Here is a 19,285-nt window from a genome sequence, read left to right as displayed (position 1 = left end):
TCATCCTCCGCTCGGGCCGAAGCGTTCCGTCCGGACGTTCTCGGGCGCGTGGCCCAGCAGGACGAGGTAGGCGGCGGCCTTCTCGACGAAGCCGGTCGGCCCGCACACGTAGCAGGACGGCGCGAAGTCGGCGGGCCATCCGTGCCGGACGAGGTCGTCGGGGGTGAGCCGGCCCGGCGGACGCGACCGGCCGTCCGGCGTGCCGCGCGTGTACAGGAAGGTCACGTCGAGGCCGGGCGAGCCCTGCCCCAGTTCGCTCGCGTAGAGCCGGTCCTCCGGCCTGCGGACCGAGTACACGAGCCGGAACGGGACCCTGCTTCCCACCGCCCGCCGGGCGCGGATCATGGCCATCAGCGGGACGATGCCGGAGCCGCCCGCCACCAGCAGGACGGGTTCCGGCTGCTCCTCCCGCCACACGAACCACCCGCCCACGGGCCCGCGGAACTCCACCACGTCGCCCGGCATCATCTCGTCGGCGAGGTACGGCGACACCTCGCCGTCCTCCACGCGCTGCACCGTCAACTCGACGCGCTCGCCGCCGGACGCGGACGCCACCGAGTAGCTGCGCTGCGTGCTGTAGCCGTCCTCCGCGGTGAGCCGGACGTCCACGTGCTGGCCCGCCAGGTGGCCGGGCCATCCGGGCACGCCGAAGACCAGCGTGGCGGCCGTCGCGGACTCGGCGCGCCGCTCCAGCAGTTCGGCGGCCTGCCAGCGCAGCCGCCCGCCTAGTCGCCTTGGTACCGCTGCTCGCGCCATGGGTCCCCGTAGTCGTGGTAGCCGGCGCTCTCCCAGAACCCGGGCTCGTCCGCCAGGCCGAGCCGGATCCCGCGCACCCATTTCGCCGACTTCCAGAAATAGAGGTGCGGGACGAGGAGACGGGCCGGGCCGCCGTGTTCCGCCGGCAGTTCCCCGGCGTCGTACTCGTAGGCGATCCATGCCTTGCCGTCGAGCAGATCCTCCAATGGGAGATTCGTGGTGTAGCCGCCGTGGGAGTGGACGAGGGCGAAGTCGGCCGCGCTCTCCACGTCCTCGAAGAGAACGTCCAGAGAAACGCCCCGCCATTGCGTATCGAATTTTGACCATTTAGTGACGCAATGCAGATCCACGGTGGGCGTCTCGGCGGGCAGCGCCATCAGATCGTCCCAGCTCCAGCGGTATTCGGTGCCGGTCTCCGTACTGATGGTGAACTCCCACTCGTCCAGCGGGACATGCGGCGTCGGACCCGCCGACAGCACTGGGAAGTCGAACGTCTCGTACTGCCCCGGCGGGAGTTCGTGGTCGCCGGAAGGGCGCCGTCCGTGGAATCCGCGAGAAATGATGGGCATGACGTCCTTCTTCCCCGGATCCGCTCAGTATTCGTAGACTTTCACGATCGGCGCGTGCTCGTACCAGGAGGCGATGACCGACGAGGTGTGCTCGTCGCTGAGGAAGTCGACGCGGAGCCATCCCTCGGCCTGCGTCACGCGCGTCTCGTAGCCCGGATTCGGCGTCGCCGAGACGAGCCGCACCCGGTTCCTCTCGATCGACATCGCGGCGCGCCCGCCGCGCGTCGCGTAGCTGCGCACGTTGTCGGGCGTCTTCGGGGTCTGCTCCGGCTTGCCGGGCGGCGGCTTCGCGGACTTCGACGGCTTGGGCGCCGTGTCCGCGCCGTCGGGCGGGCGGGGCCGCGCGGTCGGCGAGCCGACCGTCGCCGGGCCTGGCGGCGTCGTCGGGCTGGAGTGGATGACGGGCCCGGCGATCGGCGGCGGCGCCGACCGTTCCGACACCGCGCTGCGGACGACGCCGCGCACCCCGAGCCAGGAGAACGCGACCGCGAGCGCAGTCACCCCGGCCCACGGGGCAACATACGACATTGCGCGACGCATGGGCACATGGTGGCATACGGTTCCGCCATGGCGAGTGTTCTGGTGGTCGAGGATGACGCAAATGTCCGGACCGCCCTGATTCGGGAATTGAGCGTGCGGTCGCATGTCGTACGCAGCGTCGGGACCGCGATGGACGCGCTGCGCGAGGTCACCCAGTCGCCCCCCGACGTGGTCGTGCTCGACCTCGGGCTTCCCGATCTCGACGGCGCGGAGGTGCTGAAGATGCTGCGCGGCATCTCCGACGTCCCGGTCATCATCGCGACGGCGCGCGACGACGAGCCGGAGATCGTCCGGTTACTGAACGCGGGCGCCGACGACTACCTCATCAAGCCGTTCTCCATCGAGCACCTCAGCGCCCGGCTGGCGGCGGTGCTGCGCCGGTCGGCGCGGTCCGGGCCGACCGCCGAGCTCAGCGTCGGCGGGCTGCACATCGACCTCGACCGCCGGGAGGCGCTGCTGGACGGCAAGACGCTGGAGCTGACCCGCCGCGAGTTCGACCTGCTCGCCTACCTCGCCGCCCGCCCCGGCCGGGTGGTGGCGCGGCGCGAGCTGCTCGCCGAGGTGTGGCGGCAGGCGTACGGCGACGACCAGACCATCGACGTGCACCTGTCCTGGCTGCGGCGCAAGCTCGGTGAGACCGCCGCCGCCCCCCGCTACCTGCACACGGTGCGCGGCGTCGGGGTCCGGCTGGCCGAACCCGATCCGCGGTCATGAGGAAGACGCTCGTCCTCGTGTCCCTGGCGGTCACCTCGATGGTCGCGCTGGCGTTCCTGATCCCGCTCGCGCTGACCGTCCGGGAGATCGCCCGGGACCGCGCCCTCACCACCGCCGAGCGGCAGGCCAGCGCGCTCGGCCCCGTCCTCGTCGTCACCGAGGACCCCGCCGCCCTCGAACGCGCCGTCGCCAGCACCCAGGCCGGCGCCGCCGGGCGGATGACCGTGCACCTGCCGGACGGCGGGCTCGTCCCGAAGGACGCCCACGGGGACTTCAGCGCCCGCCCCGAGCAGCTCACCGAGGCCGGGCGGCGCGGACGCTCCTACACCGCCCGCGTCGACGGCGGGTACGCCCTCCTCCAGCCGGTGTCGCTCGACGCCGGCCGCACCGCCGTCGTCGAGGTGTTCCTGCCCGACGACGACCTCTCGCGCGGCGTCTGGAAGGCGTGGCTCGTCATGACGACGGTCGCCTGCGCGCTCGTCGCCGGGTCCGTCGCCGTCGCCGACCGGCTCGGCAACCGGATGATCCGCTCCACCCGGCGGCTCGCCGAGGCCGCGGGCGCCTTCGGGGACGGCGAGATGTCGGTCCGCATCGAGCCGGACGGGCCGCCCGAGCTGGTCGAGGCCGGGCTCGCGTTCAACGCGATGGCCGACCACGTCGTCCAGCTCCTGTCGGCCGAACGCGAGATGGCCGCCGACCTGTCGCACCGCCTCCGCACCCCGATGGCCGCGCTGCGGCTGAACGCCGAGGCCCTCGGCGACGGGCCGGTCGCCGAGCAGACCCGCGAGGCCGTCGACCGCCTCGAACGCGAGGTCGACCAGATCATCCGGACCGTCCGGCGGCCCACCGGGCGCGGCAGCTGCGACGCCTCGAAGGTGCTGCGCGACCGCGTCGCGTTCTGGTCCGTCCTCGCCGAGGACGAGGGGCGCTCCTGCGAGCTGATCGGCGCCGAGGGGCCCGCGCCGCTGCCGATCCCCGGCACCGAGCTGGCCGCCGCCGTCGACGCGCTGCTCGGCAACATCTTCCGGCACACCGCCGAGGGGACCGGCTTCGTCGTCACGCTGCACCAGGGGCAGGGTGTCACCGGCATCCTCGTCGCCGACGGCGGGCCGGGCATCAGCGACCCGGACGCGGCGCTGAAGCGCGGCAGCAGCGGCGGCGGCTCCACCGGCCTCGGCCTGGACATCGCCCGCCGCGCCGCCGAGTCCACCGGCGGCTACCTGCGCATCCACCGCAGCGTCCTCGGCGGCGCCCAGGTGCAGATGTGGTTCCGGACCCGCTGGCTGCCGCCCGCCCGCCGCTCCCGCCGCCTCGTCGGCCGCCGCCGCCACTCCCGCGCCTAGCGGACCGGCATAGCAGTGGCTTAAATCCGCCTTAAGCGCGAAAACGGTGCGCCGGGGCGGCCCTAGCTTGGCGGCCATGAAGCGTCCCCGCTCCCCGTACGCGCCGCGCCGCTGGCAGTACGCCGCCGCCGCGGTCATCGCCGTCCTGGGCCTGGCCGCCGCCGCGGTCATCGCGGTCGCCGCCGCCCTCGCCAGCGGCAACATCCCGACGGCGCCCAGCTCGTACACGGTGCAGCTCGTCCGCGCCGCCGACAGCGGACCCGCCTTCTTCTCCGCCGTGCCCGCGCGGGTAGAGGCCGCAAGCCCCTTCACCAAGGCGTCCGGCTAGCCTCGCTGGTGGTCGCCTGCAGCCCCGTCGATCAGCTCACGGACGATGTCCATGTGCCCGGCATGCCGCGCGGTCTCCTCGATCATGTGGATCAGCACCCACCGCAGCGTGACGGTCTCCCCGTGCCACGCGGTCCCGCGCGCCTCGACGTCCAGTTCCCCGATGACCTGATCCGCCGCAGCCCGCGCCCTCCGGTAGAACGCGATGATCCCCTCGGTGGTCTCACCGGGCTCGACCCGCAGATCGGCGTCCGGATCGTCCTCGTCGAAGGGCAGCGGCTCCGTCTCCCGCCCGAACGTCTCGCAGAACCACCCGTACTCGACGGCCGCCAGATGCTTCGTCAGGCCGAGCAGGCTCGTCCCGGACGGCGTCATCGGCCGCCGCACCCGCTCCTCGTCCAGCCCCTGGAGCTTCCACAGCACCACATCCCGGTGCCGGTCCAGCGCGGCCTTCAGGCTCTCCTTCTCCCCACCGGTGAACGGCACCTGTTCCATCCCGCCAAGCTACAGCGCCTCGCGGGGGGTGTGGGGCCAGACCGCGCCCGCTGGACGGTCAGCGCCCTGCGCGAACTCCTGGGAGGGCCGCCGTCCGGCGTGACGGCGGCCCTCCGCGCGGTTCAGCAGTTGTAGTACCTGATGTACCACTTGCCGTTGCCGTTACCGAGCTTGTAGTCGGCGATCCAGTGATGATGGTTCGTCCGAACCCACAGGTACCCGTCGCGGCGCTGGATGGTGTCCCAGTCGGTCCAGACGCGGGTGCCGTGTTCCAGGGCCCCGATCTTCTGGTAGTGAATGCCCGGCCCGGTGCGGACGTTCAGCCCGTTGGCGGGCAGGACCGTCCCCTGGCACCAGCGGCTGCGCTCCTCGTCCCGGTTGAGGAGCCGGTCCATCGCCTTGGCGGCGCCCTCCGGCCCCACGACGATGGCCCCGGGCCCGTGCCCTTCCTCCTCCTGCTGCTGCCCCTGCTGCTGGTCCGGCTGCGGCGGCGGCTCCGCCTCGGCGACCGCACCGACGCTCAGCATCCCTCCGGCGAGCACGCCCGCCACCAGCCCGGCACCGAGTTTCGTACGTACGCGCATCTATCCCCTCCAGGTTCGTCCGACATGCAGTCAGAACCTTACCCAGAGTCATATATGTATGACACAACGTAACGAAGACTCTTCTTGCCCTCCACCGGGGAGCTCAGCCGGTCCCGTCGCCCGGCCGGCCCGGATCGGGTGCGGTGTCCGCCTCCCACTCCCCGCCGAGGTAGGCGCCGCGCATCCGCGGGTCGGCCGCCAGTTCGGCGGGCGTGCCGGCCAGCACGATCTCGCCCAGCTCCAGCACGTACCCGCGGTGGGCGACCTCCAGCGCGGCACCGGCGTCCTGCTCGACCAGCAGGATGCCGGTCCCCGACTCGGCGATGCCGGTGAGCCGCGCCAGGATCTCGTCCACGAGCAGCGGTGCCAGGCCGAGCGACAACTCGTCGATGAGCAGCAGCCTCGGCCTGCTCATCAGCGCCCGCGCGATCGCGCACATCTGCTGCTCGCCGCCGGACATGCTCCCGGCGACCTGGTCGAGGCGCTTGCCCAGCACCGGGAACAGCTCCAGCACCGGGGCGAGGTCGGTGTTGCGGCCGAGCCAGCCGCCGAGGCGCAGGTTGTCGCGCACCGACAGCCCGGGGAACAGCCGCCGCCCCTCCGGGACGTGCGCGACGCCCGCCGCGGCGACGGCCTCCACGGACGCGCCGATCAGCGACCGGCCGTCCACGGTCAGCGTGCCGCTCCGGTCGGGGATCATCGCGGTGACGGCCCGCAGCAGCGTGGACTTGCCCGCGCCGTTGGGCCCGACGAGCGCGACGATCTCTCCCTCGCCGACGTCGAGGGAGACCTCGTGCAGCACCCGGACCCGCCCGTATCCGGCGGTGAGCCGGTCGATCTCCAGCATCATGAGCGGTTCTTCCTGGTGTAGCGGTGCCCGAGATAGGCCTCGACGACCCGTTCGTCGCTGAGCACCTGCCGGGGCGGCCCCTGGGTGAGGACGGTGCCGTGGTGCAGCACGAGGATCTCGTCGGAGATCGCGGCGATGGCCTGCACGATGTGCTCGATGATCAGCACGGCCAGGCCGTCCCGGCGCAGCTCGTCGATGAGCGCGAGCGCCGGGTCGATCTCGGCGGGCCGCAGCCCGGCGAGCACCTCGTCCAGCAGCAGCACCCGCGGCCGCAGCGCCAGCGCCTTCGCCAGCTCCAGGCGGCGGGCGTCGGCGACCGACAGCTCGGCGGGCGGGACGTCGCCGCGGCCGCCGAGCCCGACCCGCTCCAGCACCCCCGCCGCCTCGCGGCGGGCGTGCGCGGGGCTGCGGACCGGGGACGCCCCGAACATCACGGCCACCGCCACGTTGTCGGCGACGGTGAGGCCGCGGAACGGCTTGACGATCTGGAAGGTGCGGGCGACCCCCGCGTGCGCGACCCGCCACGGCCGCGCCCCGGTGAGGTCCCTGCCGCCGACGTGGACGGACCCGGCGGTCGGCTTGAGGTGGCCGCTGATGAGGTTGACCAGCGTGCTCTTGCCCGCCCCGTTGGGGCCGATCACGCCGAGCGTGCGGCCGGGCGGCAGCGCCAGGTCGACGCGGGACACCGCCAGCAGCCCGCCGAAGCGGCGCTCCAGCCCCCGTGTCCGCAGGACGGGCGGCTCGTCGGTCGCGGTCCCGGCGGCCGGCGGCTCCTCCTCCGGCTCGGTCATAGCCGGTACCTCCGTACGTTGGACAGCAGCGAGAAGTCGCGCGTGCGCAGCGCGTCCCGGACGAAGTTGACGAGGCCCTGCGGCAGCAGGATCACCGCCACGATGATGAGCACGCCGAGCGTGAAGCTGTGCATCTGCGGGAAGTGCTGCCGGAGGTACTCGGAGACGACGGCGATGCCGAGCGCGCCCAGGATCGGTCCCGTGACCGTCCCGGACCCGCCGATCACCACCATGACGACCATGAGCACCGTGATGTTCACGTCGAACAGGCGGTCGGGATAGATGGTGACCTGCTGGAAGGCGTAGGCGGACCCGGCGGCGCCGGTGAGCGCGGCCGACACGCCGAACGCGACCGTCTTGGCCCAGGTGGTGTTGACGCCCATCGCCGCGGCGGCGTCCTCGTCCTGGTTGATGGCGCGCAGCGCGTAGCCGGTCCGGCCGCGCGAGATGAGCGCCGCGACCAGCGCCGCCACCGCGCCGAGGCCGAGGAAGAGCAGGTAGAAGCCGTCGTTGCCGAGCCACGGCGTGGGCGCCTCGCCGCCGGTGGACGGGATGGTGATGCCGGCTCCGCCGCCCGTCCAGCGCGGGATGTTGGTGACGAGTTCGCGCAGGCCCTCGGCCACCCCGAGGGTCGCCACCGCGAAGTAGTGGCCCTTGAGCCGCAGCAGCGGCAGCCCGATCACGGCGGCGAACACGGCCGCGACCACCGCCGAGACGGGCCACGCCACCCAGAACGACAGGCCGCCGTGGACCATGAGGACGACCGTGGAGTAGGCGCCGAGGCCGAAGAAGCCGACCTGCCCGAAGCACGCGTAGCCGGTGAAGCCGCCGATGAGGTTCCACCCGACCGCCAGCGTCACGAACATGAAGACCGTGGTGACCGTCCGCTCCTGGCCGGAGTAGAGCTGGCTCTGCAGCCCCAGGCAGGCCAGGACGGCCACGCCTCCGGCAATCCACGGCAGCCACGCGGGACGGCGCCCCCGGGTGACCGGGGCCTTCCCGCCCTGGCCGGTGCTGGCCGCGGCGGTGCCCGTGCCCGTGCCTGTGCCCGTGCCCGTGCTCGCCTCCACGCTCACACCTCCACCCGGCTCGCGTAGAAGGCCCGTCCGGCGATGCCCTGCGGGCGGACGGCCAGGACGACGACGAGCACGCCGAAGGCGACGGCGTTGACCAGGGTGCCGGGCAGCAGCTGCCCGCCCCACGCCTCGACCAGCCCGAGCACGATCCCGCCGATCAGCGCCCCGTACATGTTGCCCAGCCCGCCGAGGACCGCCGCGACGAAGCTGAACAGGGTGAAGCGCCCGGCGTCGGCGGGGCTGAACGTCCCGACGGCGCTGACCGCCGCGCCGGCCGTCCCCGCCATCGCGGTGGCGATCCCGAACGTGAGCGCGTAGACGTGCCGCGCGCGGATGCCCATCAGCTGGGCCGCGCCGCGGTCCATGCCGGTGGCCAGGATCGCCAGCCCGGTGCGGGTGCGCCGCATCACCGCGACGAGGACGAGGGTGATGGCCAGTGCCACGGCCGCCGCCAGCAGCCGTCCGAGGGGGACGCGGACGCCGGTGAGCAGCGTGAAACCGTCCCCGGCGTACCCGGTCGTGACGGACCGGTAGTCCCCGGAGTACAGCAGGATCAGGCCGTTGACCACGACCAGCTCCAGCCCGAACGTGAGCAGCAGCGTGATGAAGATCGGGGCCTTCACGACCAGGTTGATCAGCCCGCGCTGCACCAGGTAGCCGGCCGCGAACAGCGCGACCGCGACCGGGACGATCGCGGCGAACGGGTCCAGGCCGAGCCGCTGGTTCAGCTCCCACGTCAGGTAAGCGCCGACCAGGACGAACGCCCCGTGCGAGAGGTTGATGACGTTCATCACCCCCCACACCAGGGAGAACCCGACGGCGATCAGCGCCAGCAGCCCGCCCTGGAGCAGCCCGTACACGGTCGCCTGCAGGAACTGGCTCATCAGCGCTTCCCGGTGCCGGGCCATATCATCGCGGCCTCGGCGAGGTCCTTCGGCCACACGGTGACCGGCCTGCCGTTCTGGATCTGGACGACCTGCATCTTCTTGGTCAGGTTCTGGCCCTTGCCGGAGAACTTCAGCGGGCCGAAGAAGGTCGGCTCGTCCAGTGCGGCGAGGGCGTCCCGGACCTTGCCGGCGTCGGTGCTTCCGGCCTTCTCCACGGCGAAGACCAGGGCCAGGCAGGCCGCGGTCGCCTCGGCGCCGTGGTACTCCGGTGCCCGGCCCCCGAACGCCGCCTTGAACGCCGTCGCGTAGTCGGACGCCGATCCGATCCACTTGTCCTTGCCGATCGTCTTGTCGGTCCACTGCGTGGAGCCGAGGACGCCCTCCGCGTCCGCGGCGAGCGACTTGGCGAAGTCGGGCGTGGGCGGCGCCACCGTCTCGGCGAAGCCGGCCGGCGAGACGCCCAGCTCCTTGGCCTGCTTGATGATGGCGATGCCCTCGGCGACGTGCACCGAACCGATGATCACGTCCGGCCTCATCGACTTGATCTTGGTGAGCGCGGACGAGACGTCGGAGGTGCCGCTCGGGAAGTACTCGGTGGCCACGACCTTGAAGCCGAGGCGGCGCGCCTCCGCGGCGCCGGACTCGGCGACCGTCTTGGAGAACCCGTCGTCGGCGGACAGGAACGCCACCGTGCCCGGCTTCGGCTGGGCCAGCTCGTTGATCGCCTGGACCATGGACGCGGCGTAGGAATGGGCGGGGGACAGAGCGGCGAACGTCCGCTTGTACCCCTTCTGGAAGATCTTGTCGTCGGCGCCGGAGCTGTCGGCCATCACCTGGCCGTTGCGCTCGACCACCGCGGCCGCCGCCTCGGTGGTGGCCGAGCCGTAGGGGCCGAGGATCAGCTTGACGCCCTTGTCGTTGAACTGGTCGACGAGCTGGGCCGCGGTGTCCGGCTTGGACGTGTCGTCCTGGTACTGGATGTCGACCTTGAGCTTCTTCGAGCCGACCGGGACGCCGCCCTTGGCGTTCACCGCCTGCTGGCAGAGCTGGTAGCCCTCCTTGGTGAGACCGCCCTCCCGGGCGAGTGACCCGGTGAGGGACATGGACGCGCCGATCGGGAGGGTGTCCCCGCCGCCGCTCGCCTCGTGCTCGCCCTTCGACCCGCATCCGGCCGCCGCCAGCGCGACCGCCGCGATCAGCGCCGCTGCCTTCCTGGTGTGCATCTCGTCCGCCCGTTCTCCTCGGATCGGCCGGGCCGCCGTCCGCCCCGAACGAAGGAGCGGCCCGTAAACGCCTGTCCAGCGCTTACGCAACGGGAAGGTAGACGGCGACCCGCCCCCACCGGGAAGGGCAAACTTCGAAATTTGAGATTCTTCTAGGATTTGGGCTATATGCAGAAAGCCCCCGGATTCTTACGCTAATGGGCGATGCGAATCCTGCTCGTCGAGGACGATGACCGGTTCGCCGACGCCCTCACGGTGGCGCTGCGGCGGCAGGGGTTCGACGTGTCCCGGGCCGGCACCGCGGCCGCCGCGCTGGCCGCGCCGGAACCCGCCCTCGTCCTGCTGGACCTCGGCCTGCCCGACCTCGACGGCATCGAGGTGTGCCGGCGGCTGCGCGGCGGCGGCGACGTGGCCATCATCGCCATCACCGCCCGCGGGGATGAACGGGACCGTGTCATCGGGCTGCGCGCCGGCGCCGACGACTACCTCGTCAAACCGTTCGGCATCGCCGAGCTGAGCGCCCGCATCGACGCCGTCATGCGCCGCGTCCGGCCCGCCGCGCGTCCCGTCGTGACCGTGCGCGGCGTCCGCGTCGACCCCGCCCGGCGCCTCGTCACCGCCGCCGGGGGCGCCGAGATCACGCTGACCCGCAAGGAGTTCGAGCTGCTCGCCGCCCTCACCCGCGAACCCGGCGTCGTGGTCTCCCGCGAGCGGCTGCTCGCCGAGGTGTGGCATAGCACGTGGCCGGGCGGGCGGCGCACCCTCGACGTGCACATGGCGACCCTGCGGGCCAAGCTCGGCGATCCGGGGATCGTCCAGACCGTGCACGGCGTCGGCTACCGGCTCGGCGTCGGTGCAGGCACGGCCGAGCCCGGCGGGTCCGAGCCCGGCGGGTCCGGGCGGCCGGGGAAGGCCACGTGAGGCGGCTGCGGCCGGGAGGGTGAGAGGCATGCTGCGCCGGATGCTGGTGCTCTACGCGTCGCTGCTGCTGCTCGTGCTGGCCGCGCTGGAGGTCCCGCTCGCCATCGCGTTCGCCGCCCGCGGCACCCAGAGCCTGTTCATCGACCAGCTCAACGACACCGCCCGGTTCGCCTCGCTCACCGAGCCCGCGCTGCGCACCGGCGAGATGGTCACGCTGCGCGCCGAACTCACCCGCTACGACGACCTGTACGGCATCGCGACGGCCGTCGTCGACCGGAACGGAGCCGTCGTGCTGTCCTCGCGCGGCGGGCTGGCCCTCGGCGGCGACGCCCGGCTCCGGGTGCGGGACGCCCTCTCCGGGGAGCGTTCCGACAGCAAGGACGTGGTGTGGCCGTGGCGGCGCGCCCCGATGATCGTGGCGGAGCCGGTCGGCCTCGGCGGCCGGGTCGTCGCCGCCGTCATCACGATCTCGCCCACCGACGCCGTCCGCGACCACACCCTCACCCGGTGGGCGGAGCTGGCCGCCGCCGGCCTCGCCGCCCTGCTGGTCTTCGGTTTCGCCGCCGTCCCGCTGACCCGCTGGGTGCTGCGCCCGGTCCGCCGGCTGGACGAGGTCACCGGCGAGCTGTCCGCCGGCCAGTGGCAGGCGCGGGTCGCGGTGACGACCGGCCCCGCCGAGCTGCGGCGGCTCGGCGAGAATTTCAACGCGATGGTCGCGGCGGTCGGCCGGATCCTCGAACAGCAGCGGTCGTTCGTGTCCTACGCCGGGCATCAGATGCGCAACCCCCTCGCCGCGCTGCGGCTGCGGGTGGAGAACCTGGCCCCGCACGTGCCGCCCGAGGGGGAACGCGACCTCGCCCTGGCCGTCGACGAGGTCACCCGGCTGGGCCGCATGCTGGACGGCATCCTCGCGCTGGCCCGCGCGGAGGGCGGCGGCTACCCCATCGGCGTGGTCGACTGCGGCCGGGTGGCCCGCGAACGCGTGGACGCGTTGCGCCGCAACCCGTCCGGGGTGCGCGTCCGGCACCGCGGCGCGAAGCACGCCGCCGTCCTCGCCGTCCATGACGGCGCCGGCCAGATCCTCGACGCCCTCCTCGACAACGCGGTCAAGTTCGCCGGCCGGGGCTCGACCGTCACCGTCACGCGCCCGTTCCAGGGCCCGGACGGACCGATGGTCGCCATCGACGTCCTCGACGACGGCCCGGGACTGCCTTCGGCCGACCTCGCCAACGCCGCCCAGCGGTTCTGGCGCAGCCCGGAGCACCAGAACATCGACGGCACCGGCCTCGGCCTGAGCATCGCCACGGCCCTGGCCGAGGCGTCCGGCGGCGCCCTGCGACTCGGCCCCGCCCACCCGCACGGCCTGCTCGCCACCGTCCTCCTGCCCGCGGTCAGCCCTGCCGCTTCGCCTCCCGGTAGTACCGCGTCGCGCCCGGATGCAGGGGCAGCGGGTACGTCGAGACCGCCGACCTCCGGTTCAGGTGCAGCGCCTCCGGGTGCGCGGCGGCCAACTCGTCCCGCCGCGTGAACAGCAACCGGGTCAGCCGGTAGGCCCGCTCCTCCGGCATCGAGGCGTTGACCACCAGATAGTTCGGCACGCCGATCGTCCGCACCGGCTTTCCGAGGCCGTACGCCGACGCGAGAATCGACCGCTCCTCATAGAACGCCCGGTACCGCCGCTTCAACGGTTCGACATAGGCACTGAGGTCGATCAGCCGGATGGGCATCGACTGCGACAGCTCCGCGATCGCCCCGGTCGGCAGCCCCCCGGAGAAGAAGAACGCGTCGATGCGGCCGCTCTTCAGCGCGTCGGCGGCGTCCGCCAGCTGCAACCGGCGAACCCGCACGCCGTCCTCGTCCACCCCGGCGACCGCGAGCAGCCGGGTCGCGATCAGTTCCGTCCCCGAACCGGCCGCCCCGAGCGACACGACCCGCCCCTTCAGATCGGGCAGCCGCTGGATGGGACCGTCCGCGGGAACGACGAGATGCGTGTAGTTCTCGTACAGCCGCGCCAACGCGGCGACCGGCTCCCGCTGGGTGAACGGGGGGCGCCCCTCGAACGCCAGCGCCGCCGAGTCGGCCAGCGCGAAGGCCGCATCGGCCCGCCCCTCGCCCACCAGCCGGAGGTTCTCCACCGACGCCCCCGTGGAGATCACCTGCGGCCGCGCCCCGGGCAGCCGCTCCCGCGCCACCTCCGCGAGCCCCTGGCCGTAGGCGTAGTACACGCCCTCCCGGTTCCCGGTCGCGATCACCAGCCGCCAGGGCCGGGCCGCCGGCCCCCCGCACCCGGCCACCACGGTGAGCATCCCCGCCGCGACAACGACTGTGATCCACCTCACAGCCGCCGATCGTACGCCACCCCAGATCACAGCCCCGCGACGTTCCGAACACGGAACACCCCTCTATCCCCGCCCGCCCCATTCCGCATTCCCGCAGCTGAACGCCTTTTCCGCGTTTTTCGTCCCCCTTCCGAATAAGCCTGGCTCAGCGGTTCCCTAAGTGAGGCTTAAGGGCGTTCTGCTGGGGGTGGGCAGGGCCTAGCGTTGCGGGTGTCAGATTGAAGAGACGGCGGAGGTGCACAGGCGGAGAGCGAAGCGAACGTCGGCTGAGGTTCCGACTGAGGTTCCTGATTGAGACAGGTTTCTGGCCCGCACGGCCCCGTTACCCCGCTCTGGGGCCGTGCGGGCCAGAATCCTTTTTCAGCGGGGAAGTGCGCCCAGCAGGAGGAGGCGGAAGGCGTCGGCGGTGCCGGTCCCGGTGGCGTCGCCGGTGGCGAGGCGGCGGATGGCGAGGCCGTAGAGCATCGCGACGACCGCGGGGGCGTGGCGTTCCGCGTCCGGGATGCCGAGGGCCCTGAGGACGGCCGTGGCGAGTTCGTCGTAGGCCGCGACGGAGCGTTTCGAGGTCTCGCGCAGGGCGGGGTCGCGGGCCGCGTGCAGGTGGAGTTCCAGGTTCGCCACCTGCTCGGGGCCGTCGGTGAAGGCGAGGATGGCCTTCTCGACCTCGTCGGGCGCCTGGACGGGGGCCATGCCGGATTCGGCCAGGGCCGTGACGTAGGCGGTTATGCGGGTTATCTCTTCTTCCACGAACGTGTGCAGCGCCTCGCGGAGGAGGTCCTCCTGGCTCGGGAAGTGGTAGGTGAGGGAGCCGAGGGAGACGCCGGCCGCACGGGCGACGGCGCGGTTGGTCACGGCGCCGATCCCTCGCTCGCCGATGAGGCGGAGGGTGGCTTGGAGAATCCGGTCGCGGGCGCTCATCGGTTGACAGTCTTCCCTAGGGATCGTGGGTTCTGTATCGTTCGTTCGAACGAACGATAGCGGGAGGTCGCGTGGTGCTGGGGCTGGCGGGGCAGGCGGAGGCGCTGGCGAGGGGTGATGTCTCGGCCAGCGAACTCGTCGAGGAGAGCCTGGAGAGCATCGGGCGGCAGGAGTCGCTGGGGGCGTTCCGGGTGGTGCGGGCGGAGGCGGCGGCCCAGGAGGCGCTGGAGGCGGAGAAGCGGCTCGGGGAGGGGGAGCGGCTGCCGCTGCTCGGGGTTCCCGTGGCCATCAAGGACGACACCGATCTGGCGGGGGAGACCACGCCGTTCGCGGTGGCGGGAGACCACCGGCCGGCGGAGCGGGACGCGGAGGTCGTGCGCAAGTTGCGGGCGGCCGGGGCCGTGATCGTCGGGAAGACCACCACGTGTGAGCTCGGGTTGTGGCCGTTCAGTGAGTCGGAGGAGTTCGGGTGCGCCCGGAATCCGTGGAATCCCGAGTACACGCCCGGTGGGTCGTCCGGGGGTTCGGCGGCGGCCGTGGCGGCGGGAATGGTCGCGGCGGCGGTCGGGTCGGACGGGGCGGGGTCCATCCGGATCCCGGCGGCCTGGACGGGGCTGGTCGGCATCAAGCCGCAGCGGGGACGGGTCTCCGGGTACCCGCAGACCGATCCGTTCAACGGGATCACCGTGTGGGGGCCGCTGGCCAGGAGCGTCGAGGACGCCGCCCTGATGCTCGACGTCCTCAGCGGGAGTCACCCGGACGACGTCTACCAGATCGATGCGCCGGTGACCTCCTTCGCCGAGGCGGCGAGGCGGGAGCCGAGGAGGCTGCGGATCGCCGTCTCGTTCAAGACCGCCTTCGGGGTGAGCGGGAAGCTCGACCCCGAGATCCGGGCGGCCGTCGAGCGGCTCGCGAGGAGGCTGACCGACCTGGGGCACAAGGTGTTCCCCGCCGATCCCGACTACGGGCTCGTGGGGCTCGGCCTCATTCCGCGCGGGACGGCCGGCGTCGCGGACTGGCTGGACTCCCTGCCGAACCCGCGGCCCGATCACCGGACGGAGGTCGAGGCGCGCATCGGACGCGTGGCCGGCAAACGGCTGCTGCCGCTGGCGAAGAAGATGGACCCCTACCTGCGGCGCAAGGTCGGGCGCATCTTCCGGTTCGCCGACGTCGTACTGACCCCGACCACCGCCCAGCCGCCCCTGAGGGTCGGGGCCTTCGACGGGGCCGGCTACCAGCGCACGCAGTCGGGGGTCGCCGCCGCCTGCCCTTACGCCTGGACGTGGAATGTGCTGGGGTGGCCCGGAGTGAACGTCCCGGCGGGGTTCACTGAGCGCGGGCTGCCGATCGGGGCGCAGCTCCTCGGGCATGACTCCGACGAGGCCACGCTCATCTCGCTCGCCGCCCAGCTGGAGGCGGTCGAGGGGTGGGTCGAGCGGCGTCCGTGAGTGTGCGCGGCGGGCCGCCCCGGAGCGGCCCGCCGCGGCTCAGTACCCCGCGCCGGTCAGCATGCCGCCGTCGACCAGGACCTCGCTGCCGGTGCAGTAGGACGAGTCGTCCGAGGCCAGGTAGACGACCAGGCCCGAGACCTCCTTGGACTTGGCCATGCGGCCGAGGGGCAGCGAGTTCATGAACGCGTCGGCGCTGCCGGCCTTCGCCGCGATGATGTCGTCCTGCATGAACAGCGGGGTCACCACGCCGCCGGGGTGGATGGAGTTCACCCGGATGCCGTACTGGCCGAGTTCGCGGGCGGCGGACTTGGTGAGGCCGCGGACGCCGAACTTGCTGGAGCTGTAGGCGGCGAGGCCGGCCGCGCCGATGAACCCCTCGGTCGAGGACACGTTGACGATCGAGCCGCCGCCCGCCTCCCGCATCGGCGCGATCACCGACTTCACGCCGAGCCACTGGCCGACCAGGTTCACGTCCAGGATGCGGCGGAACTCGTCGAGCGCCATGTCCTCGATGGTCTTGTGCCGGATGATCCCGGCGTTGTTGACGAGGACGTTCAGCGCGCCGAAGGCGGTCGTCGCGGTCTCGACGGCCGCCTGCCAGTCGTCCTCGGAGGTCACGTCCATCCGGATGAAGCGGACGCCGTCCCCGAGGTCGGCGGCGAGCTTGGCGCCCTCCTCCTCCAGGACGTCGCCGAACACGACCTTCGCGCCCTCGTCCAGGAACCGGCGGACGTGCGACTTGCCCATCCCGCGCGCACCGCCGGTGATCAGCGCCACCTTGCCGTCAAGCTGCCCCATCAACGCTCCTCGTCGCCGGTTGCCTAGTCGGTAACCTAGCGAACGCTTGGTCAACGGAACAAGGTGCCCCGGCCGGTGCGCAGGCCGTCGAAGAGCAGGGCCAGCATCCGGTCGGCGTACGCGCCGGGATCGGGGGTGCGCTCGGACGCGACGCCGATCGCGTTGGTGAGCCGCAGCAGGTCGCGCGGGTCGATCTCGGCGCGGATCGCGCCCGCCCGCTGCGCCCGGTCCAGCAGCCGGCCGAGCGCGTCGCAGATCGCGGCGGCCGCGGCGCCGAGGCCGGTGGCGGCCCACTCCGCCCCCATCGCCTCGATGATCACGGTGGAGGTGCCGCGCGGGGTCGCCGCGCCCGCGAGGTAGGTGCGGAGCCAGCGGCCGAGCGCGGCCTCCGCACCGGACAGGTCGGGTTCGGTGAGGAGTTCGTCGGCGTGCGCGAGGAGCCTGTCGATCCGCTCCCGCAGGACGGCGTGCAGCAGCGCGTCACGGGTGGGGAAGTGCCGGTACAGCGTCCCGGAGCCGACGCCCGCGCGCTTGGCGATGTCGTCGAGGGACGCGCCCGTGCCGTGCTCCATGAAAGCGGTGCGGGCGGTCGTGAGGAGTCGTTCGTAGTTGCGGCGGGCGTCGGCCCGCATCGGGCGGGTGTCCATGGGCACCGTCCAGCGGTTCAGCGGATGACCTGCGGTGGTCACCGCCTGGCTTGGGACGAGCCTGCCATCTCCGAGGGGCGAGCGCTACCCGCGCTCGACGGACGACAGAGCGTCCCGGGACAGCCGGTCGGCTCTGCGCGTGGTCTCGGGCAGCCGGTATTCGGGCGTCAGCGAAAGGACGTTCCGGCACGCCGTGTCGAGGTCGGTGCGGTGCCCGACGGACACGAACACCGGCTTCACGCCGTCCCGGGTGCGCAGCACACGCCCGACGACCTCGCCGCCGTCCAGCAGCGGGCTCGCGTCGCCGCGCCGCGCGCCCGGCTGCTCGTACGTCCCGACGAAGGCGGTCTTGCCGACGCCGATGGCCGGCAGCCCCGTCAGGACGCCGAGGTGGCAGGCGAGCCCGAACCGCCGGGGGTGCGCGACCCCGAACCCGTCGCAGACGAGGAGGTCGGGCGTGGTCGTGAGGCCGCGGAGCGCGTCGAGCAGCGTCGGCAGCTCGCGGAACGCGAACAGGCCCGGGACGTACGGGAACGCGGCCGTGCCGACGGCGACCGACTCCTCCAGCACCTCAAGGGTCGCGCCGTCCAGGACGACCGCGGCGGCGGCCAGCCGCGTACCGGTCCCGCCGCCGTCGCCCGCGTAGGAGACGTCCAGCCCGGCCACCGTGCGCGGCGCACCGGGCCCGGGGACGTCCAGTTCGAGCATCGGACGCAGCCGGTCCTGGATCGCCTCGGCCTCCTCGGCCGTGCCCGGCCAGGCATGAAGTTCGCGCACCTCCATGCCCCGGCACGTTACCGGCGTTCAGAGCAGGGCCGCGCGCGTTCAGAACGGCGACGCGTATGTTCAGGACAGGGACGCGTAGGCGGCCTCGGCCAGCCGGTAGGCGCGCAGGTCGCCGGACAGCTGGTCGCCCATCAGGTTCGGCAGGTAGGCGAGCGCGAGCCCGGCGTCCGGGTCGCCGAGGCCGATGGACCCGCCCGCGCCCGTGTGCCCGAACGCCGACTCCCGCCCCGCCGCCGGGACGAAGAACGTCTGGGCCGGGCGCATGAAGCCGAGCCCGAACGCGCTGTCGACGAGCATCGTGCGGTCCGGGCCGCTGACGCGCGGCCGGATGCCCTCCCGCAGCGTGTCCGGACGTACGATCCGGCCCGCCACGAGGTCGCGGTAGAAGCCGGCGAACGCGGGCGCGGTGGCGAGCATCCCGGCGGACGGCCAGCCCGCGCGCAGCACGACGGGGTTGTTGTAGCCGCCCTTGCCGGGGTTCGGGTTGTTGAGCGCCCGGTTCATCATGCTGCCGGGGTCGGTGTACGCGGCGGCGAGGCGCGTCAGCAGGTCGCGGCCGGCGGCCCTGGGGGAGTCCGCTGCGCCGCGCCGCGCCGCCGACATCTTCGCGGCCCGCTCGATCACCCCGTCCGGGGCGCCGATCCACAGGTCCAGTGCGCGGGCGAACTCGTCCTTCACGAATGCGCCGACCGTCCGGCCCGAGTGGCGCCGGACGATCTCGCCGGCCAGCCAGCCGTAGGTCAGCGCGTGGTAGCCGTGCGTCTCGCCGGGCGTCCACTCCGGCTTCTGCGCGGCCAGTTCGGCCGCCAGCGCCGGGGCGTCCGCCGCCTCCGCGGCCGTCACCGGACGCGCGAACGCGGGCAGCCCCACCTGGTGCGAGAGCAGGTGCGCGGCGGTCGCGCCGTCCTTGCCCTCGGCGCCGAACTCCGGCCACCAGCCGGTCACCGGCCCGTCCACGTCGTAGGCGCCGCGCTCGGCGAGCAGCAGCGCGGCGGCGGCCGTGACCGCCTTGGTGCAGGAGAACCCGAAGCAGGGCGTGTCGGGCAGCCACGCGCGGCCGGTGCGGCGGTCGGCGACGCCGCCCCACAGGTCGACGACCTTGCGGTCGCCCGCGTAGACGGCGACGGCGGCGCCCAGCTCGCGCCCCTCGGCGAAGTTCCGCTCGAACACCTCGCGGACGCCGGCGAACGCCGGGTCGCAGTGCCCCTGCACCGTGCTCATGCCGCATTCCTCTCGACGGGGAGTCCATAGAATCACGTTCTAGGAATCC

General features: G+C 72.9%; 21 protein-coding genes and 1 pseudogene. 6 read left to right on the top strand and 16 right to left on the bottom strand.

Annotation, left to right across the window (positions count from 1 at the left end; translation table 11 throughout):
- Genes AL2_RS09675 through AL2_RS09665 form a run of 3 tightly spaced genes read right to left on the bottom strand, consistent with a single transcriptional unit; the run spans window position 1 to window position 1,826 of the window.
- Window positions 1–756, bottom strand: coding sequence for a ferredoxin reductase (locus AL2_RS09675; RefSeq protein WP_067632024.1), 756 nt, complete (start codon window positions 754–756; stop codon window positions 1–3).
- Window positions 726–1,325: a sulfite oxidase-like oxidoreductase gene (locus AL2_RS09670; RefSeq protein WP_067632022.1), complete on the bottom strand. Its 600-nt coding sequence runs from the start codon at window positions 1,323–1,325 to the stop codon at window positions 726–728. The genes AL2_RS09675 and AL2_RS09670 overlap by 31 nt, the downstream gene beginning before the upstream one ends.
- Window positions 1,326–1,349: 24 nt before the next feature.
- Window positions 1,350–1,826 (bottom strand): hypothetical protein, encoded by a 477-nt coding sequence (locus tag AL2_RS09665; RefSeq protein WP_083946260.1) that lies wholly within the window; start codon window positions 1,824–1,826, stop codon window positions 1,350–1,352.
- Window positions 1,827–1,892: 66 nt separating this feature from the next.
- Between AL2_RS09665 and AL2_RS09660 the strand changes: the two genes are divergently transcribed.
- From AL2_RS09660 to AL2_RS09650, 3 genes are all read left to right on the top strand, one after another.
- A complete protein-coding gene (locus AL2_RS09660; RefSeq protein WP_067632018.1) occupies window positions 1,893–2,579 on the top strand; it encodes a response regulator transcription factor in 687 nt (228 codons plus the stop codon).
- Entirely contained in the window at window positions 2,576–3,922 is a 1,347-nt protein-coding gene (locus AL2_RS09655; RefSeq protein ID WP_067632017.1) for a sensor histidine kinase, read from the top strand. The genes AL2_RS09660 and AL2_RS09655 overlap by 4 nt, the downstream gene beginning before the upstream one ends.
- A 76-nt stretch (window positions 3,923–3,998) precedes the next feature.
- Window positions 3,999–4,250 (top strand): hypothetical protein, encoded by a 252-nt coding sequence (locus AL2_RS09650; protein WP_067632015.1) that lies wholly within the window; start codon window positions 3,999–4,001, stop codon window positions 4,248–4,250.
- On the opposite strand, the gene AL2_RS09645 is transcribed toward AL2_RS09650, so the two are convergent.
- The 7 genes from AL2_RS09645 to AL2_RS09615 form a co-directional block, all read right to left on the bottom strand.
- On the bottom strand, window positions 4,247–4,744 hold the full coding sequence (locus tag AL2_RS09645) for a DinB family protein (RefSeq protein WP_067632014.1): 498 nt from the start codon (window positions 4,742–4,744) through the stop codon (window positions 4,247–4,249). The genes AL2_RS09650 and AL2_RS09645 overlap by 4 nt on opposite strands.
- 122 nt (window positions 4,745–4,866) lie before the next feature.
- Entirely contained in the window at window positions 4,867–5,328 is a 462-nt protein-coding gene (locus AL2_RS09640; protein WP_067632012.1) for an SH3 domain-containing protein, read from the bottom strand.
- Window positions 5,329–5,431: 103 nt separating this feature from the next.
- Complete coding sequence (locus AL2_RS09635; protein WP_067632009.1) at window positions 5,432–6,178, bottom strand: ABC transporter ATP-binding protein; 747 nt, start codon at window positions 6,176–6,178, stop codon at window positions 5,432–5,434.
- Window positions 6,175–6,969 carry an ABC transporter ATP-binding protein gene (locus AL2_RS09630; protein WP_067632007.1) on the bottom strand — a complete coding sequence of 265 codons (795 nt, stop codon included), beginning with the start codon at window positions 6,967–6,969 and terminating at the stop codon, window positions 6,175–6,177. The genes AL2_RS09635 and AL2_RS09630 overlap by 4 nt, the downstream gene beginning before the upstream one ends.
- Window positions 6,966–8,039: a branched-chain amino acid ABC transporter permease gene (locus AL2_RS09625; RefSeq protein WP_067632005.1), complete on the bottom strand. Its 1,074-nt coding sequence runs from the start codon at window positions 8,037–8,039 to the stop codon at window positions 6,966–6,968. The genes AL2_RS09630 and AL2_RS09625 overlap by 4 nt, the downstream gene beginning before the upstream one ends.
- A gap of 2 nt (window positions 8,040–8,041) precedes the next feature.
- Entirely contained in the window at window positions 8,042–8,929 is an 888-nt protein-coding gene (locus tag AL2_RS09620; RefSeq protein WP_067632589.1) for a branched-chain amino acid ABC transporter permease, read from the bottom strand.
- Window positions 8,929–10,155, bottom strand: a complete 1,227-nt coding sequence (locus AL2_RS09615; protein ID WP_083946258.1) for an amino acid ABC transporter substrate-binding protein — start codon at window positions 10,153–10,155, stop codon at window positions 8,929–8,931. The genes AL2_RS09620 and AL2_RS09615 overlap by 1 nt, the downstream gene beginning before the upstream one ends.
- A gap of 204 nt (window positions 10,156–10,359) precedes the next feature.
- Here AL2_RS09615 and AL2_RS09610 point away from each other — a divergent pair, with 204 nt between their 5' ends.
- Both AL2_RS09610 and AL2_RS39115 read left to right on the top strand, forming a co-directional pair.
- Window positions 10,360–11,076, top strand: coding sequence for a response regulator transcription factor (locus AL2_RS09610; protein WP_067632003.1), 717 nt, complete (start codon window positions 10,360–10,362; stop codon window positions 11,074–11,076).
- Between the two features lie 28 nt (window positions 11,077–11,104).
- A pseudogene (locus AL2_RS39115) lies at window positions 11,105–12,454 on the top strand (sensor histidine kinase); the annotation flags it as partial.
- A 13-nt stretch (window positions 12,455–12,467) separates the two neighbouring features.
- Here AL2_RS39115 and AL2_RS39110 read toward each other — a convergent pair.
- Together AL2_RS39110 and AL2_RS09600 are read right to left on the bottom strand one after the other, a co-directional pair.
- Window positions 12,468–13,415 carry a TAXI family TRAP transporter solute-binding subunit gene (locus AL2_RS39110; protein WP_157438071.1) on the bottom strand — a complete coding sequence of 316 codons (948 nt, stop codon included), beginning with the start codon at window positions 13,413–13,415 and terminating at the stop codon, window positions 12,468–12,470.
- Between the two features lie 360 nt (window positions 13,416–13,775).
- Window positions 13,776–14,333 carry a TetR/AcrR family transcriptional regulator gene (locus tag AL2_RS09600; RefSeq protein WP_067632002.1) on the bottom strand — a complete coding sequence of 186 codons (558 nt, stop codon included), beginning with the start codon at window positions 14,331–14,333 and terminating at the stop codon, window positions 13,776–13,778.
- 71 nt (window positions 14,334–14,404) lie between these two features.
- Here AL2_RS09600 and AL2_RS09595 point away from each other — a divergent pair, with 71 nt between their 5' ends.
- The gene (locus AL2_RS09595; protein WP_067632000.1) at window positions 14,405–15,781 is read left to right on the top strand and encodes an amidase; all 1,377 of its coding nucleotides are present in this window, start codon (window positions 14,405–14,407) and stop codon (window positions 15,779–15,781) included.
- A gap of 39 nt (window positions 15,782–15,820) precedes the next feature.
- Here the strand turns inward: AL2_RS09595 and AL2_RS09590 are convergent, their stop codons facing one another.
- From AL2_RS09590 to AL2_RS09575, 4 genes are all read right to left on the bottom strand, one after another.
- Complete coding sequence (locus AL2_RS09590) at window positions 15,821–16,582, bottom strand: glucose 1-dehydrogenase (protein ID WP_067631997.1); 762 nt, start codon at window positions 16,580–16,582, stop codon at window positions 15,821–15,823.
- Between the two features lie 50 nt (window positions 16,583–16,632).
- Window positions 16,633–17,271 carry a TetR/AcrR family transcriptional regulator gene (locus tag AL2_RS09585; RefSeq protein WP_245666481.1) on the bottom strand — a complete coding sequence of 213 codons (639 nt, stop codon included), beginning with the start codon at window positions 17,269–17,271 and terminating at the stop codon, window positions 16,633–16,635.
- Between the two features lie 42 nt (window positions 17,272–17,313).
- Window positions 17,314–18,012, bottom strand: a complete 699-nt coding sequence (locus AL2_RS09580) for an endonuclease V (protein WP_067631994.1) — start codon at window positions 18,010–18,012, stop codon at window positions 17,314–17,316.
- Between the two features lie 63 nt (window positions 18,013–18,075).
- A complete protein-coding gene (locus AL2_RS09575; protein WP_067631992.1) occupies window positions 18,076–19,236 on the bottom strand; it encodes a serine hydrolase domain-containing protein in 1,161 nt (386 codons plus the stop codon).
- Window positions 19,237–19,285: the final 49 nt, after the last annotated feature.

This window comes from Actinomadura latina NBRC 106108 (assembly GCF_001552195.1).
GTDB classification, from domain to species: domain Bacteria; phylum Actinomycetota; class Actinomycetes; order Streptosporangiales; family Streptosporangiaceae; genus Spirillospora; species Spirillospora latina.
Note: the sequence above shows the minus strand (reverse complement) of the source record. Positions and strands in the feature narration are given on the sequence as shown.